We start from the raw sequence: 15,511 nt of genomic DNA, 5'->3' as shown, positions 1-15,511 counted from the left end.
CCAGCCTTGGTCGGGACGCGCATTTGCATCTCATCTGAGAATAGGCTTTATCCCCGATACGGTCGGGATATCTTTATCTCGTCTCGTTTTCGAAGGATGCAGGGGTGATGTTCGCCAACTGGCGCAAGGTACGCTCCGTGATGCGCTTTGCGCGCACTTCGGCGTCGTCGCGATCTTCCGGCAGCGTGTAGGTCATGTAGGATAGCGATGTTTCTAGGTCGTTGTTGTTGTGACCGAGAATGGCTGCGAAGTAGCTGTTTTTCGTGACATGCGGCGGGGCAAAGAAATGGTAGGCAACCTCGGCATAGAGGTGGCGCAGTCCATACGGCTTGGGCATCTCCTCCTTCGGCCAGATGGTCTCGAAAAGGTTGAAAACGGCATCGCGCAGCGGCAGGCGGGTTTCGGCGGAAAAATCGTCGATCGACATCTTGTGCCAGAGAATGCCCTGGCTGCTTTTGCGCAGCCGGTCATATGCCGCCAGAATGGTTGACGAGCGGGTCAGCACCGGAATTTCATAGGTGATGCCGAACTTCGTGCCTTCGCCCTGCTTCGTCTTGGCCTGTCCGTTGAACAGGATGCTCCACTTGGAAACGCCCTTGCCATAGGGGGCGGGGGAAAACTCGGCCTGTGTATAGACTTCGTAAGGCCGCCGTCCCGTCAGGCCGATAAGCCCGATGCCGATCATCAGCGGGTCGGTGGATTGAAGGCAGTCATTGCAGATCTTCAAGACCTGTTTGTAGTTTTCGAATGTAACCAGCGCGCCGTGTTTGGTTGCGATTTTCTCCATCTTGGCCCGACGCTGGTCATCATACATCGCCGCGTCGCCGGTGGCGATCTTCAGCATGGGGTGCTCTTCGCCGAACGCCTCCCTGATGGCGTTGCGATATCTGGTGATGTAAGAGATGATCGTCGTGCGGGCCTTGCCCTGCATTGTCTGCAGTTCATTGTCCCAGAGAGCGGCCATATCTTCCCTCGACGACATGCCATTCATGGCCGAAATGAAATCGGAAATGCGCAGAAGGACTGTCGGCTTGCGCCCGGCCGTGTTGAATTCCGCCCGTTCGATTTTCTCGACAATCGATGTGGCCACGCCAGTCTTCGGATATTCGGCGGAGGCGATGTAGTTTTTCAGCCGCTCGCGCAGTTTCTTCATGTTGCAGATGGCAAGAGGCGTGCTTTTCGGTCCGAACTTTGCCTTCAAGGCATAGCGGTACTTCATGATGTAGAGTTCGAGTGTCTTTTCCGTTCGGCCATTGTCGAAATGGAAACGGACTTCCTCGTCCCACAGGTCGCGGATCTGCTTGTTGCGGGTTTCCTCGCTGTCGGCCATTGCCTGGCTTACTTTTCCGACAAACTCTTCGATACGATCGACGAGGACCGGTGTTTTTGTTCTTCTTTTCAAAGCGGACATTCGGCGGCTCCCTGCAACCGTTCCGGACATATAAAATGTATAATCGGCAAGCAACAGAAAACATGGATGACCTGAGTGAGGGCGTCTCAGGCGTCAAGCAAATGTCCCTGATGATGGTACTTGTGCGGTTGCAGGCTTGCGCTGTTTCATGCCTGCTCCTCGACACTGGCTCAGTGATGCCCCGACTTTCATCGGGTAAAATTATTCGGATATCGTCGTCCCTGCGGGCGAAATTGCCGCCTGCCCGGTCAGGCTTCATTCAGTGCTTGTTGGATTTATTTTCCATTCTTGTAAAAAAATATAAAAAAATAATCTGATTTTTTCTTTTAGGCAGATATTATATGGTAGTTTTTATCCGTACTTTGCAAATGACGTGATAAAACAAAGACAATGATCGCAGGCTGTTCTGTATGCGGCGTGAAAAAAAATTCTAAAATCCATTTTCTGCAATTGTGAATTGAATGTCAATTTCCGACGTCTTTTCAAGCTGATTAATTTTTTATTAACACAATTGTTGACTCCCGCAATAATTCATATTCTTATATCGGCATATTTAATTCGACCTTCATGAAGAAAGTCGATGAACATGGTTTTTTCATCAGTTTTATTCATATTTATGTTTTTGCCGATTGCGTTCGGTGTCTATTTCTCCGTTCCTTTCCGGTATAAATCTCTGGTTATACTTCTGTTCTCCTATCTATTCTATGGATGGTGGAGGATGGATTATCTTGCTCTGCTCTTCCTGGTGACGCTCTGGAGCTACGTCTTCGGAAAGCTGATCCATGTGGAACATACGGCACAAGCGCGGAAGAGATTGCTGATCATTTCGATAACCGGGCCACTGCTGGTGCTGGGTTACTTCAAATACTGCAATTTCTTCATGGATAGTCTAGCGGACCTGTTTAATGGCGGAGAGCCGTTCACGTCCTGGCATGCACGTATCCTGCTGCCTATCGGCATCTCGTTTTATATATTTCAGGCAATTTCCTACCTCATCGATATTTATCGGGAAGACGCGCCGCCAGCGCAGAACTTCTTCGATTTTGCGGCGTTCAAGGCACTTTTTCCGCAGCTCGTCGCCGGGCCTGTGCTGCGATACAAGGATCTCGCGCACCAGTTCATGTATCGCCAGCATTCCCTCGAGCTTTTTGCCGAAGGCGGAATTCGCTTCTTTGCGGGGCTGGCGAAAAAAGTTCTGATCGCGGATTCGGTCGCGCCCATTGCCGATGCCATTTTCGCCAAGGCCGATCCGACTTTTGCCGAGGCATGGCTGGGGGCCGTTGCCTATTCGATACAGCTCTATTTCGATTTCTCGGGTTACTCCAGCATGGCCGTCGGCCTCGGGATGATGATGGGATTTCGCTTCATCGAGAATTTCGACTGCCCCTATGTCTCTCGCTCCATTACCGAATTCTGGCGTCGCTGGCACCTCAGCCTGTCTGCGTGGCTGCGTGACTATCTTTATATTCCGCTTGGTGGAAACAGGCTTGGAACGGCGAGAACATATTTCAACCTGTTCATCACCATGGTGCTGGGTGGTCTGTGGCACGGCGCCAACTGGACATTCGTGCTCTGGGGTATCTGGCATGGCGGGATTCTGGCGCTGGAGCGTCTTGCCGGTATCAAGCCATCCGACAGACGTTCCGTCCTGGCTCTTGGCTGGACCCTGGTGCTTGTGATGCTGGGATGGGTCATGTTCCGGTCGCTCGACGTTCACAGCGCGCTCGACATGTACCGTGGCATGATTGGCCTGAACGGTTTCAGCATCCAGCCGGATATTTCCTGGCAGATCAAAAACTTCGCTGTCGCCTCGCTTGCGGTTGGTGTGGTGGTGGTGTTTGTCGAGCCATGGTTCAACCGGACCTTCCCGGCCGAACGGTTGATCCACATGCAACTTTATCCATCGACGGCGGGCATGGCGCTGGCCGCGACGGGGATCGTGTGCTTCCTTGGCATGGTGTCGATCCTCAAGTTGACCGCCGACAATGATTCACCCTTCCTTTATTTCCAGTTCTAGGGAGTCCGGCGCATGATTTCACCACGTTTGCTTTCAACCGCGTCGGTTCTTTTTCTTCTGCTGGCAGGGGCGGGTATCACGGCCAACTATGTGGCTGACATGCCGGATGAAGACCTGAAGGTGGATGCCTTTGCCGATGTGTTGACCGGCAAGGTGACCAGCCGTCTTGAGGAGAGCTATGAGAGGGAATTGCCGTTCACCGGTTTTGCCGTCGAGCTCTTCAATGCCGTTTCGCTGGGCGTTTTCGGTGAGGCACGGAAAGGCGCAATCGTTGGCAGCAATGGCTGGCTTTTTACGGCAGAGGAATTTGCGTGGAGCCGGACATCCGAGGACAACCTGAAAACGTCTTTCGAGAGGATTGCCGGTATTCGTGCCACGCTGGCGGAGAAAGGCAGTACCCTCGTAATCGTGCCGATCCCGCCCAAGGCGCAGGTTGTCGCCGACGAACTGGGAAACAACATCCTGCCGGCAGCCAACGCCGATCTCTATGAACGCTTCATGATCTTTCTGCGCGACAAGGGGATATCTGCTGCGGATGTAGCTGTCACCTTTGGGTCGGCAAAGCCGGAAGAACTGTTTCTTCGGTCGGATACGCACTGGACCGTCAAAGGCAGCGGTCTTGCGGCCAAGGCCGCCTGCCTGGCGATGCCCGGTCGCGAGCAGCTGACAAAGACGGTGTTCGACAGTGTATCCCAGGCGAGAGTCCATCACGTTGGTGATCTGGCGAAGTTTGTCGATGCTGGCTGGATGTTGTCCGGATACGCCGCTGATGTCATCGAGCCCCTTTCGGCCGCTGCCAAGATTGATGATGCCGATGCGCTGTTTGCGGGTGGGGAGTCCGGTGCGGAGCCGGACGATCAGGTTGTCCTTGTAGGCACGAGCTATAGCGCGAATCCACTCTGGTCGTTCGAGGACCAGTTGAAAACGCATTGCGGGGTTGACGTGCTCAATTACGCCAAAGAGGGCAAGGGGCCATTCATACCCATGCGGGAATTTCTGCAAAATCTGGATTCAAAAGTCCCTCCAAAGGTCGTGTTATGGGAAATACCCGTCCGCTATCTGGATGATGCTGTATAAATATAATAAATAATGGTTTATTTTCGAATTTATAGTTTGAATTATTCTAAAAATGGTTTAATATAAAATGGTATATCGCATTTAATTTCTCTATTTTAATTAGCATTTCATGTAAGTGCGCAACTTTATTTTATTGATGGATTATACCATGAGACGCAATCTCGAAACGAGAATGCTCGGTCTCCCTGGTGAAGTATTGCCTGTTGATCGATTGTCGGCAGCGCCGGTTTCTCAGGCGGGGGAGCAGTCCGCTATTGTTTATTGGAGTGAGAGCCTTCCAGCGCACCTGCTGTTTGTGCTTGCTCTTGCCAGTTTGATCGTTGTCGTTCCGGAAGGCGTGCTTTTTGGTGCGAATACCGGCCTTCTGCTCGGTCTGGGTGCTCTTGCCGTATGGCGCTACTCCTGGGGCATTCTCCATTTTGTGCGTTCCAACATCTATCGCGGTATCGTTTTTCCAAAAATGCGGACCCGCGCCGATCTCCATATGCAGCGGGGTGCCGAAAACGGACAGGCGCCGCATGCCTACCTCATCGTAACAAGCTTTCGCATTGACGGTGATACGACTGCGGAAGTCTATCGCGCTGCATTCCGTGCCGCACTTCTGTCCCAGGGCGGGGCAACTATCGTTGCGTCTATTGTGGAAATGTCCGACCAGCGGCTGATCCGCTCGATGCATCGTCTCATCTGCGGCGAAAACACCGACGTGCGGCTGGTGATCGTGCGGATCAACGGCAGCGGAAAACGTGATGCGCTGGCCTATGCTTTCCGCGCCGTTTCCAAGCTTGCGCCGCGCGCTGATGATGTCGTTGCCGTCATCGATGGCGACTCCATCGTGCCGGAGAACCTTGTCGACCGTTGCGCTGGCTTCTTCGCCGATGGCAAGGTTGGCGCGCTGACGACTGATGAAACGTCACGTGTGCGCGGAAAGTCATCTTTCCACATCTGGTACTCACTGCGTTTCGCGCAGCGCCACATTCTGATGTCCTCGAACGGTCTTTCCCGGCGGGTGTTGACGCTGACCGGCAGAATGTCGATGTTCCGGGCATCCGTCATCACCGATCCGGAGTTCATCCGTCAGGTGGAGTCGGACCACATCGAGCATTGGCGGCTTGGCCGGCTGAAGTTTTTGACCGGCGATGACAAATCGAGCTGGTACTGGCTGCTGCGCAACAATTATCACATGCTGTACGTGCCGGACGTGAGCGTTGCGACGGTTGAAGATCCGCCGACATCCGGCTTTTTCCAGGCGGCGGGGCAACTGATGACCCGCTGGTTCGGCAACATGCTGCGAACCAACAGCCGCGCTCTTGCGCTCGGTCCTTGGCGCATCGGTTACTTTACCTGGTGGACGATTTTCGATCAGCGAATCTCCATGTGGACGTCGCTGGCAGGGCTGGTGATGGTGATCCTGATCGGGCTTTTCGACAATCCGTTCATTTTCCCGGCCTATATCGCCTGGGTGCTGCTCACCCGTTACATCATGACGTTGATGCTGTTCAATTCCCGGCCACGCGTATCGATTTTCTATCCTTTCTTCATCTATTTTAACCAGGTCTTCGGATCAGTGATAAAAACATATATTTTCTTCCATCTCGACCGCCAGAAATGGACGCGCCAGAAAACAACGCTGTCCTCGAACGGTGCCAGCCGGGCGATTGCGCTGAAAAATGCGTCTTCCACCTACATGCATCTCTTATCGATTACCCTGTTTGTAACCCTCATAGCGTTGCTCGTCGGTCAATTGTCGGTCCCCGGTATCGGGGCGACGACTGCGATCTTCGGTATGCGTTGACCCGCGAAGGAGCCCAGAATGAATATGAGCGTCGTGAGTTTCGAAGCGGATGAGCAACGCCAGCATACACGCTACAAGCTGCCGCTGAAATGCGTCATCGACCAGCACAGATATTCCTCCATTGACTGGTCATTGGGTGGCGTCGGCGTCGCAACGGGTAATGAAAACTTCGAGCCGGGGAAGGTTCTGCCTCTTCAGTTGCAGATCCCTCTCGATGGCTTCGATATGGTGCTGCACGTGAAGGCCGAAGTGCGCCATTCCAGTTCCGAAGCCGGCCGGACCGGCCTGAAGTTCGTTGATCCTTCTCCCGCAGCCCAGCGCATGCTGCGTTACATCCACGATTCCTATATCAGCGGCGAGATCGTCGAAGGCAATGACATTCTGGATTTCGCCAAGCGCGCATCCGGGGATGTGAAGCTGCGTCCACGGAAAGCTGCCGAAGGTGTATCGGGCGCCGGCAAATTACGGCAGGCCACCGGTGTCGTGGCAACGCTTGGCCTGTCACTTGCGCTCGCCGCCTTTCTGGCAAGCAGCCTTTACCAGCGTTTGTGGGTCTTCGAGGCGGACAGCGCGGTGGTGACGGTCTATACGACGCCGGTTCTTGCGCCTGCCAACGGCATCATTACCAACGTGGTCAGCGGCTCGGTGAAAAGCGGTGAACGTATCCTGACGGTGCTGACCGAGAGCGGACAAAGCACTTCCGTCGTCTCGTCGTGTGACTGCATTGCCGAGTCAACCGGAGCGGCTATCGATACGCAGGTGAAGGCTGGAACCCAGGTGCTGGGCCTGCGTGCTGCGGATGCCAAGCCGCATATCGTGGCCATGGTGGATCGCTCTCATCTGATGTCGCTCTACAAGTCGCCGCATGTGAGTGTCGATCTGCCGCAAGGCACGGTGCTGCACGATGTGACCGTGGCGCAATTGCCGAAGGTCAGCGAACAATCCGCAGCAACAAGCGATCGGGTGCCCGTGAAGATCGATCTTGGTGGTCATGATCTGTCACTGGCGGTGGGCACCCCCGCTGTCGTTCGATTTGATAATGGCCCGTGGTTCGGCCTGAATCAAAGGATCGCCGAGCTGAAAAACAAACTGTTGCCGAACTAGGTGAGTGCGGGAGGCATGGAGCCTCCCGTCCGTCAACGTGTGCCGCTGGTCGGCACGGCGTAGTTCTCAATCGCAGGAAATTCATGTGCAGGCCCCTTTATGGGATCCGAGAGGACGCCGTTTTGCCTGCACACGGTATCGCAGTTTTTTATGACGTTGATCTGACGAAGGAAGCATGATGACACGCGACATCATCCGCCCAACAGGTTCCAATTGCCGGTGGTTGCCGAAAACAGCAGGCGCATCGGTGTCGATGCGCGCGGTGGCGTTGTCTTTCTGCCTTGTGCTCCCGGCTGGAAACATGCCCCTTGTCACTACGGTTGCATTTGCGCAGCAGGGCACGGCAGCACAGCCTGTTTCGGCAGGCAAGGCCAGTGCCGTCTTGCAGGAAGTGACGGCGAACGTCCTGAAGGCGGATGGTGCGACGGACGCCCGCCAGCGCCTTGAAGCTCTCGATGCGGCGCGGGCAGGTGTCGCCCAGCTGATATCCTGGGCCGCAGCGGCTCCGGAGGCAAAGACGGCTCTCGACAATCTGGCGACCGACGGCATCGATAACGACAGCCTGGTGTCGGCCAGCATCTCCGCGTTGCAGCAGCAGATGACGGGGCGAATTGCCGACCCGGAGCAACGAACGTCGGCACGGGTTCGCATGGTGGAACTGATCGATGCGCTGTCTCTGCCGGAGCTGCAGGTCGCTGCCCTTGGAAGCTACGCAGCCCTTGTTGCTTCCGGCGACAGGCAAAATGCCATGGGACTGCTGGACAAGGCTGAGGACCGGATTGATCGCATCAGGGACGATACGGCCAAGAATGCAGCGCTCAACACTCTGGCGCAAACGGCCACGATCATCGATCCCCGGCTGGCATCATCAATTGCGGACAAGGCGGTTGCACGCATGTGGCCGACGCGTATGCGCGGTTACGCCCGCTACGATCAGGCACTGCGCATTCTTTCCGGTAAACAGCTCGACGGGAAGCCCATCAGCGCAGCGACGGCAGACAGCATCGGGGTGCAAAGCGCCGATGCCTTGAAAAAAGACGATCTGGAATCCGCTCTGTTGTGGGCGCTTGCGATCAATCCGGAAGATTCCGAGGCGCGCAAGAAGGCCGTCGGCAACGTGGCCGATCTGGTTTTGAAGACAGGCAAACTGGAATGGATACCGGTTCTGGCCACCAGCCTTGCGGACAACAGCGATCAGGAAGATCTGATCGAAAAGATCGTCAAGCAGAGGATCCAAGCCGGACGTGGGCTGGATGCAGCGAAGATCGCAGATTATCTGCCGGAAAGCGCTCTCCGTGCCGAGCTTGATTTCACGCTGGCCGCCATTTTTGCCAAGAATGATCTGAAGAAAATGGCGGATGCATCATACGCCAATGGAAACGCCGTTCTGTCCAGTCTTTCGGGAACGGAGCGGGGTGTCGCGGTTGTGGCGGCAGCCGAGGGCGCCATAAGTCTGGGGCGGCTGGATGATGCGTTGTCGCTGGTGCCGGAACTGCGGACGGCGCGCAATGGCGGCAATACCCTTGCCAATCTGGCCAAAAGTCTCGCGGATGCGGACAAGGTGACGGATGCGGAAAACCTGCTTCCTTATCTCCAGGGCGGAAACGATCGTGACAAGGCGGTTGCCGGAATTGCCCGTGTAAAAGTACGTGCAGGTGATGTCGCAGCTGGCAAAAAAGCGCTCGAAATCATTGGCAACAGCCGTGACAAGGGGCGTGTGCAGTCCGAACTGGCGCGTACCCTTGCCAGGAATGGTGAAATGGATGACGCGAAGTCCGTTGCGCTGTCCATTCAGGATACGGAATTCCGCATAGAAGCTTTGCTGCGGCTTGCTTCCGTTGCCAATGACCGCAAGGGGAATGGCGATTTCGATGCGCTGGTGGGTGAAGCCGTAAAAGTCGCGGCGGGTGAGGACGAAAAGGATAACCGGGACAAGGGTTATCTGAAGATTGTCGAAGCACTGACCGATGCGCGCAAAACCGATGCTGCAAAACAGCTGGTCGACCGTATTGCGGACGAAAAGATCAAGGCGCGGGCTGCCGGTATGATCGGCAAGCGCGCGGCGCTGGATGGGTTCGGCGAAGAGGCGCTGACCTATCTTGCCTCGTTCGATGGCGCCAAGGACGATGAAGCCCTCAAGGCGGATGTTCTGGTCGCTGCTGCCGCCAATCCGTCGCAACTCAAATTCGCTTCCGTTCAGTCAACCACGCTGAAGGATCACATTCTGCGTGTCCGCACGGCCCGTTCCATTGCCGAGGCGAACTTCCGATCGCTTGATGTGCGTAATCTCGGCTGGGGAAAGGGCACTCCGGTTGATTACAGAACGATGCAGCAGGCCGCCGGGACCGCAGGGGAGGTGATGCCTGCTGTCGCTTTCAGTGATGGCAGGCTGACGCTTGCCCGGCAGGACGGGCGGATGAGCCTTCCCGAAAGCTACACCTATCCCGATATGTCGGTCGGCGTGCGGACCGTACGTGAGGATATGCCGCTGCCGCAGGGCGGGCACGCTGCCGTGACGCTTGCCAATCTCAGCCCCTATAGCGACAAGTTCATGGAGGATCTGGCGGCGGGCAACACCGGCCTTTCCTTTGCTGCCGAAGCGCAGGGCATGCCATATCCCCGTATCATCGTTATCCAGAGCGGGGTCTATACGCTGGGCAGCCTCGCCACCGAACTGGATGCGGCTGGTGGCTTCCAGCTGGTGACGCGCGAAAATGATGTCGTGACGCTGCGCGCCCCGGTTCTGGTCGCGGAGGGCGCAACGTTGATCCTCTCAGGTCAGGAAGCGGCGACCTATCGCCTGTCTGCCTCGGCTGGCAGTTTCATTTCTGTGGCTGGAACGCTGTACGTCCAGGATACCACGGTCACGTCATGGGATGAGGAGACTTCCGCGCCACGTTACTCCGACAAGGAAAAACGCCATGTGTTCCGGCCGTATATCATCGGCTGGAGCAATTCGCGGCTGATGATCGGCGGCTCGGTGCTGGATTCGCTCGGTTACGCGGCGCCCAAGTCTTTCGGACTGGCATTTTCCGCCGGGCCGAAAACCGTGGCACAACAGATCAGCAAACCGCGTGCGCCGACCGGTGTCGTGGTCGACAATTTCTTCCACAATTTCGAATACGGTTTCTATTCCTACGAAGCCGATGAAGTCAGCCTCGTGGGCAATGAATATCGCGACAACGTGCTCTATGCGATCGATCCGCACGACCGTTCGCACCGGCTGATGATCGCGCTCAACACCACCTACGATACCAAGGCCAAACACGGCATCATCATTTCGCGCGAGGTGGATTTTTCCTGGATCGTCGGTAACGTGTCCCACACCAACACCGGCTCCGGCTTCATGATCGACCGCAACAGTGTCGACAACTTCATCTACGCCAATGCCGCCTTCGACAACAAGCAGGATGGCCTGACCTTCTTCGAAAGCAGCTGTAATCTGGCCGTAGGTAACCGGTTCTTCGACAACGAGCGCGCCGGCATCAAGATACGCAACAGCTGGGACGTCGGCGTTCATGAAAACGTTCTGGAAAACAACGCCCAGGATGCGATCCACGGTTATATCAGCAATTTGCGCGCATCTCCCGCCAATGCGCTGCGCGATTTCGAGTTCGATCCTTATCTGCCGCTGACGACGTTTGCCGCCAGTGGCAACCGCATCCACGGCAATGGCGGCGGCATCAAGGTTGACGGGGCGTCGGGTTTCAGTCTTTCGGGCAACGATTATCTCAATCAGGTCGGCCGGCTGATCGATGGCGATGGCCGGGCCATGGAAGGTCACATGCTGCGCTTCAACGAGCGTGAAAGCGTGCTGATAACCTCGACGGTCTGCCGCCCCAAACGCCCGGAAGCCTATACCTGCCGGTTCCGCGACGCGGGGTTCTTCAATGGCGACGGTCAATCGGCCATCTTTGCCGAGGATGCGCTGACCGATACCTGCACCAACGTCTCGAATTCCGTTCAGTATGAGAACTTCAACGGGACGGGAGGCCGAAGCTGATGGCGGTATTTTCCGGTTTTCAGGCAACGCTGCGCAGTCGTGTTGGCATTGCTGTTTCCCTCTGGGTTTGTGTCTCTTCGGCTGCGACGGCGGCGCCTGCCTATGACGGTCTGTTCAACGTGGCGGCCCGCAAGGCGGCGATCGCGGCGGATGCGTCGGGGCGTCTGCGCAAACAATGCCTTGCGATCAAGGCAGATCCGAAGTGGATAGATCTTGAGATCGTCGATGGGTTTCGTCCCACCGCAGGCTACGGTAGCGATCGTGCCGGTTCTCAGTTCGCCTGGGCCATCATGGTGCTGTCGGGCCGCTCGCTTGGCGGTGACGCCGCATCGACCAGGATGCTGCGCACGCTGTTAAACACTTGGGCGGATCGCGGTGCCTTCGAAAAAACGGAAGTGGGGCATGATGCGTATTATGCGCTGAAGCGTTCGCTTCTGCCGACGATTACAGCCTTTTCGATCATTCGCGACGATCTGCCGGACGCTGAACGTTCAAAAATCCAGACATGGCTCGACCCGCTGGTTCGCCGTGTCGACCAGACATTCAATGGCGACGTGGATATCAACAATCATCGTTATCTGGCTGACAGCGTGCTGATGACGTGGGGCGGGATCGTCAAGGATGATGGCCTCTACGAAAAGGGCAAGGAGCGGTTTCTTTCCATCCTCGATGAGGCGCGGGCCAATGGCGGGCTGCCGCTGGAAACGCGCCGTGGTGCGCGCGCTCTCTGGTACATGCGACAATCGCTGACGAGCATGGTAGTGATGGCGGAGGTTGCCCGCGGACGTGGTGAGAACCTCTATGCAAAGTTTTCCAGCGACGCCAATCCTGTCAAACGGTCGATCTGGACGATTTTCGGCTACTGGCTGAACGGCATCAATGATCCGGTTCTGGTCAATGCCTATGCGGCGGAAAATTACATTCCTGGCCCTAGCCGCGACTATCTGCATCAGGATGTGGGGTTCCTCGAAAATCGCGGCAATGGTCGCCACTATCTCGCTTTCCTCGAGGCTTTTTCCACCGTTCCCGCCGAGAACATCTCCGTGCAGCGCGCGGTTGCTCTGCTGCAAAAGGACGCCGCTTCCGAGCGTCCGCTGATCGATGAATTCGTTGGCGGAAACGCCACTTGCTTCTGGGGGAACTGATGATGAGGCGTCACCTTCTTACCCTCGCTCTTGCCGCAGGTACCGCTCTTTGCCAAGTGGCGGTTGCCTATGCTGCTGATCTGGAAGCGCCCGAAAAGATCATAGAGGCGGCAGCCGCGCTCTCACAGCGTAGCGACGGTCAGGGAATGCTGGATTATGCGCGGCTTTTGCGGGCGGGTGTGCCGGTTGATGCGCAAAATCCGTTGCCTGTGTCCGATTTTGGCAAGGCCAGAGGCGTGCTCGAAGCAGCGTTGACGATACCTGGACCGCACCAGCCCGAAACCAGACTGACGCTGGCCAAGATGCTGCTGTCGGGCGAGGGTGGTTCCTTCGATATCAATCGGGCCCTGTCGCTGCTGGACGAAGCCGCACGTGCCGGTCTGGCTGAGGCGGCCTACATCGCCGGACGGACGATGGTGGAGCGGCAGATGGATGACGCCGAGGCGAAAGCCAGGCTACAACTGGCTCTGCGACTTGGCTATGGCGCCGCCGCCTTCGAGCTCGCGGGTCTGAATGGCACGCCTGAGGCAGAAGCGCAGTCGATGGCCCGATTTGGTATCGGTCTGTTGGAGCGCCGTGCGGCGGCTGGCGACGAGCGGGCAGCTTATGATCTCGCGACCTACTACAGGGAAAACGCGCATTCCGATGAGGCGCTGAAAACGGCGCTCGGCTGGTACCGCAAGGCCAGTGAACTTGGTCACAAACGCTCGACTTTCTGGATCGCACGCCTGCAGATGGATCCGGCCACCACGCTTTTCAATGCCGTGGAAGCGGCTCGGTATCTCGATCAGGCGGGTGAAGCAGGCGATATCGAGGCGGCGCGGGAGCTGGCAAAGGATTTCACCGAGGGCGGCGACATCAACGTCGATCAGGCGACGTTTGAAAAGTGGATGCGGCGCCTTGCCGGTGTCAACGATGCCAAGGCCGTTCTCTATTTTTCCGTCCAGCTCCAGAACACGCTGGAAAACCGCACGAGGCTTTCCGATGATCTCTTTGCCCAGGTTATGACGGGCGAGACGCGTGATGTGGATGTGCTCTTGCGCATCGGCACTATGTTTCGTGATGGCGATGGCGTCATTGCCGATGCCCGCAAAGCCCTCGATATCTATGGGCTGACGCTGGCACGTCAATCGAAAGACGGAGCGGTTCATTTCGCGCAGCTGCTTTTCGAAAAACCAGAACTGCGTGCGCAGGAACCGCTGGCTGCGGCGCGCAGCGCGCTCGAGGCCACTGCCGCAGCGGGCAGCATCAATGCACTCGTTCTGCGTGGTGATTTCAGCCTTCATGGCATCGGACAGGCGGCTGATGTTGACGACGCAATCTCCTGGTACTCTAAGGCGCTTGCCGTGCGTTCTTCGGTTCGCGTCCTCAACAGACTGGCGGACGCAGCTCTTCTCGCTCCGGACGCCAACCGGAAAATTATGGCTATCGACTGGCTGGAAAAGGCCGATGCCTTGGGAAGCGACGCGGCGATGCTGAAACTAGGCAAGCTTTACGCCGAGGGGCAGGTCGTTCCGGTCGATGTGGACAAGGCGACGGAATATCTGGAGCGGGCGGCTTCCAAGGGTAGAACCGATGGACTGATCGAGCTTGCCAATCTGCACATGCGTGTTGGCGAATCCGATGCGTTCGAAAAAGCATATGCCATCTTTCAGCGTGCGGTCGACCAAGGCAACATCGAGGCGTCAGTCGAGATGGCCCGCTTTCTCAGGGCAAACGGTCGGCTGGCGGAGGCCATTCCGCTTCTTGAAAAAGCGGCAGGCGCCGGGAATTTCTCTGCGGCAATAGACCTTTACGATATTCTATCGCTGGAGGGTGGAGAGGGTGGAAAAGCCAAGGCATTTCTGGAGATTGCGGCCAGTCTTCCTGATCTGTCTTCTGCCGACCGCTTTCTGCTGGCTGCAGCCTTGCTGAAATCTCCGGATACCCTGCTCAACCTGCGCGGTGTCAATCTCGCCAAGGAAATGGCCGGTGTGGGATATCCGGGCGCCGCTGCCATGTTGGCTTCAAGTTACCTCGGCGGTGAGCAAAGCGACCGGAATTTCGATGAAGCCCGCCGGGTTCTTGAAGCAGGTATTGCCTACGGCGACGTCGAGGCCACGATCATGATGGCCGATCTGTTGCTGGACGGGGTTCATATGCCTGCTGATCCTGAAAAGGCTCTCTCTTATTATGACCGCGTACTGGCGGTGCAGCCGAAAAATCCAACGATCAATCTGAAGCTCGCCCGCATGTATGCGGAGGGCGTCGGTGTGGGTGTCGACAAGGCGCGTGCCGCAGAATACCTGCGCACGGCAAGTGATGCCGGAAGCCGTTCCGCACAGCGCGAACTCGGCCTTGCCTATCTCTGGGGCGCCGGCTTGCCGCAGGACAGGGAGCTGGCACGGTTAAACCTGCAGGCAGCGGCCGATGCCGGTTTTGATCGTGCCTGGCATGATCTTGCGATGCTGGAAAGTTCAGGCTTTGCGGCACCGGTCGATCCCGAAGCAGCATTCGCCTTCAACTACAAGGGAGCGAAGCGCGGCGATGCTGCCGCGATGATCGATGTGGGCCTGTCCTTGCTTTCCGGTTTCGGTGTTCCGCATGACGGCGAGGCAGGTGTTGCGTGGCTGGAAAGAGCGGCGGCAACCCGGACGGAGGAAGGGTCGCTTGCCATGTACCGGCTTTATGAAGCGTACCGTTCCGGCCAGGGTGTCGAGCGGAATGCCGAAAAGGCCAATGAATGGCTGGCCCGTGCGGCTGCCGCCAACAACCCTTCCGCCATGTTCCAGACAGCGCTTGCGCTGCGTGCGGACAGTTCGCAGGCGCTTCAGGCGGAAGGGCTGATCTGGTTGAAGCGCGCGCAGGCGCTCAAGCACAATCAGGCCAACAAGATCCTCATGAAGATGGCGGCAGCCGATCCTCATTTCGAAGTGCCCAAGATGGAGATGGTCGATGAAAACGAAGACCCCTGAGGTTTCTC

Annotated in this window: 8 protein-coding genes; 7 read left to right on the top strand and 1 reads right to left on the bottom strand. The window is 56.8% G+C overall.

All coding sequences use genetic code 11. The annotated features are described in order from the left end of the window. Positions 1-73 precede the first annotated feature (73 nt). The gene (locus tag N7578_RS20860) at positions 74-1,411 is read right to left on the bottom strand and encodes a telomere resolvase (protein WP_311112131.1); all 1,338 of its coding nucleotides are present in this window, start codon (positions 1,409-1,411) and stop codon (positions 74-76) included. Positions 1,412-2,129: 718 nt separating this feature from the next. Between N7578_RS20860 and N7578_RS20855 the strand changes: the two genes are divergently transcribed. The 7 genes from N7578_RS20855 (at position 2,130) to N7578_RS20825 (ending at position 15,503) form a co-directional block, all read left to right on the top strand. Beyond that, complete coding sequence (locus N7578_RS20855) at positions 2,130-3,428, top strand: MBOAT family O-acyltransferase (protein WP_311112130.1); 1,299 nt, start codon at positions 2,130-2,132, stop codon at positions 3,426-3,428. A gap of 12 nt (positions 3,429-3,440) precedes the next feature. Beyond that, complete coding sequence (locus tag N7578_RS20850; protein WP_311112129.1) at positions 3,441-4,505, top strand: alginate O-acetyltransferase AlgX-related protein; 1,065 nt, start codon at positions 3,441-3,443, stop codon at positions 4,503-4,505. Between the two features lie 148 nt (positions 4,506-4,653). After that, complete coding sequence (locus tag N7578_RS20845; RefSeq protein ID WP_311112128.1) at positions 4,654-6,297, top strand: glycosyltransferase; 1,644 nt, start codon at positions 4,654-4,656, stop codon at positions 6,295-6,297. A gap of 18 nt (positions 6,298-6,315) precedes the next feature. Beyond that, the gene (locus tag N7578_RS20840) at positions 6,316-7,401 is read left to right on the top strand and encodes a PilZ domain-containing protein (protein ID WP_311112127.1); all 1,086 of its coding nucleotides are present in this window, start codon (positions 6,316-6,318) and stop codon (positions 7,399-7,401) included. A 301-nt stretch (positions 7,402-7,702) separates the two neighbouring features. Then, positions 7,703-11,404, top strand: coding sequence for a right-handed parallel beta-helix repeat-containing protein (locus N7578_RS20835; RefSeq protein WP_311112126.1), 3,702 nt, complete (start codon positions 7,703-7,705; stop codon positions 11,402-11,404). After that, entirely contained in the window at positions 11,404-12,549 is a 1,146-nt protein-coding gene (locus N7578_RS20830) for an alginate lyase family protein (RefSeq protein WP_311112125.1), read from the top strand. Before N7578_RS20835 ends, N7578_RS20830 begins: the two co-directional genes overlap by 1 nt. Continuing rightward, a complete protein-coding gene (locus N7578_RS20825; RefSeq protein ID WP_311112124.1) occupies positions 12,549-15,503 on the top strand; it encodes a sel1 repeat family protein in 2,955 nt (984 codons plus the stop codon). The genes N7578_RS20830 and N7578_RS20825 overlap by 1 nt, the downstream gene beginning before the upstream one ends. Positions 15,504-15,511: the final 8 nt, after the last annotated feature.

Source organism: Agrobacterium tumefaciens, from assembly GCF_031801495.1.
Classification (GTDB): domain Bacteria; phylum Pseudomonadota; class Alphaproteobacteria; order Rhizobiales; family Rhizobiaceae; genus Agrobacterium; species Agrobacterium tumefaciens_K.
Note: the sequence above shows the minus strand (reverse complement) of the source record. Positions and strands in the feature narration are given on the sequence as shown.

Coding starts and splice junctions, on each gene's coding strand:
- N7578_RS20860 (WP_311112131.1), bottom strand. CDS start 1,411: ATGTCCGCTTTGAAAAGAAGAACAAAAACACCGGTCCTCGTCGATCGT.
- N7578_RS20840 (WP_311112127.1), top strand. CDS start 6,316: ATGAATATGAGCGTCGTGAGTTTCGAAGCGGATGAGCAACGCCAGCAT.
- N7578_RS20830 (WP_311112125.1), top strand. CDS start 11,404: ATGGCGGTATTTTCCGGTTTTCAGGCAACGCTGCGCAGTCGTGTTGGC.
- N7578_RS20835 (WP_311112126.1), top strand. CDS start 7,703: ATGCCCCTTGTCACTACGGTTGCATTTGCGCAGCAGGGCACGGCAGCA.
- N7578_RS20825 (WP_311112124.1), top strand. CDS start 12,549: ATGATGAGGCGTCACCTTCTTACCCTCGCTCTTGCCGCAGGTACCGCT.
- N7578_RS20845 (WP_311112128.1), top strand. CDS start 4,654: ATGAGACGCAATCTCGAAACGAGAATGCTCGGTCTCCCTGGTGAAGTA.
- N7578_RS20855 (WP_311112130.1), top strand. CDS start 2,130: ATGGATTATCTTGCTCTGCTCTTCCTGGTGACGCTCTGGAGCTACGTC.
- N7578_RS20850 (WP_311112129.1), top strand. CDS start 3,441: ATGATTTCACCACGTTTGCTTTCAACCGCGTCGGTTCTTTTTCTTCTG.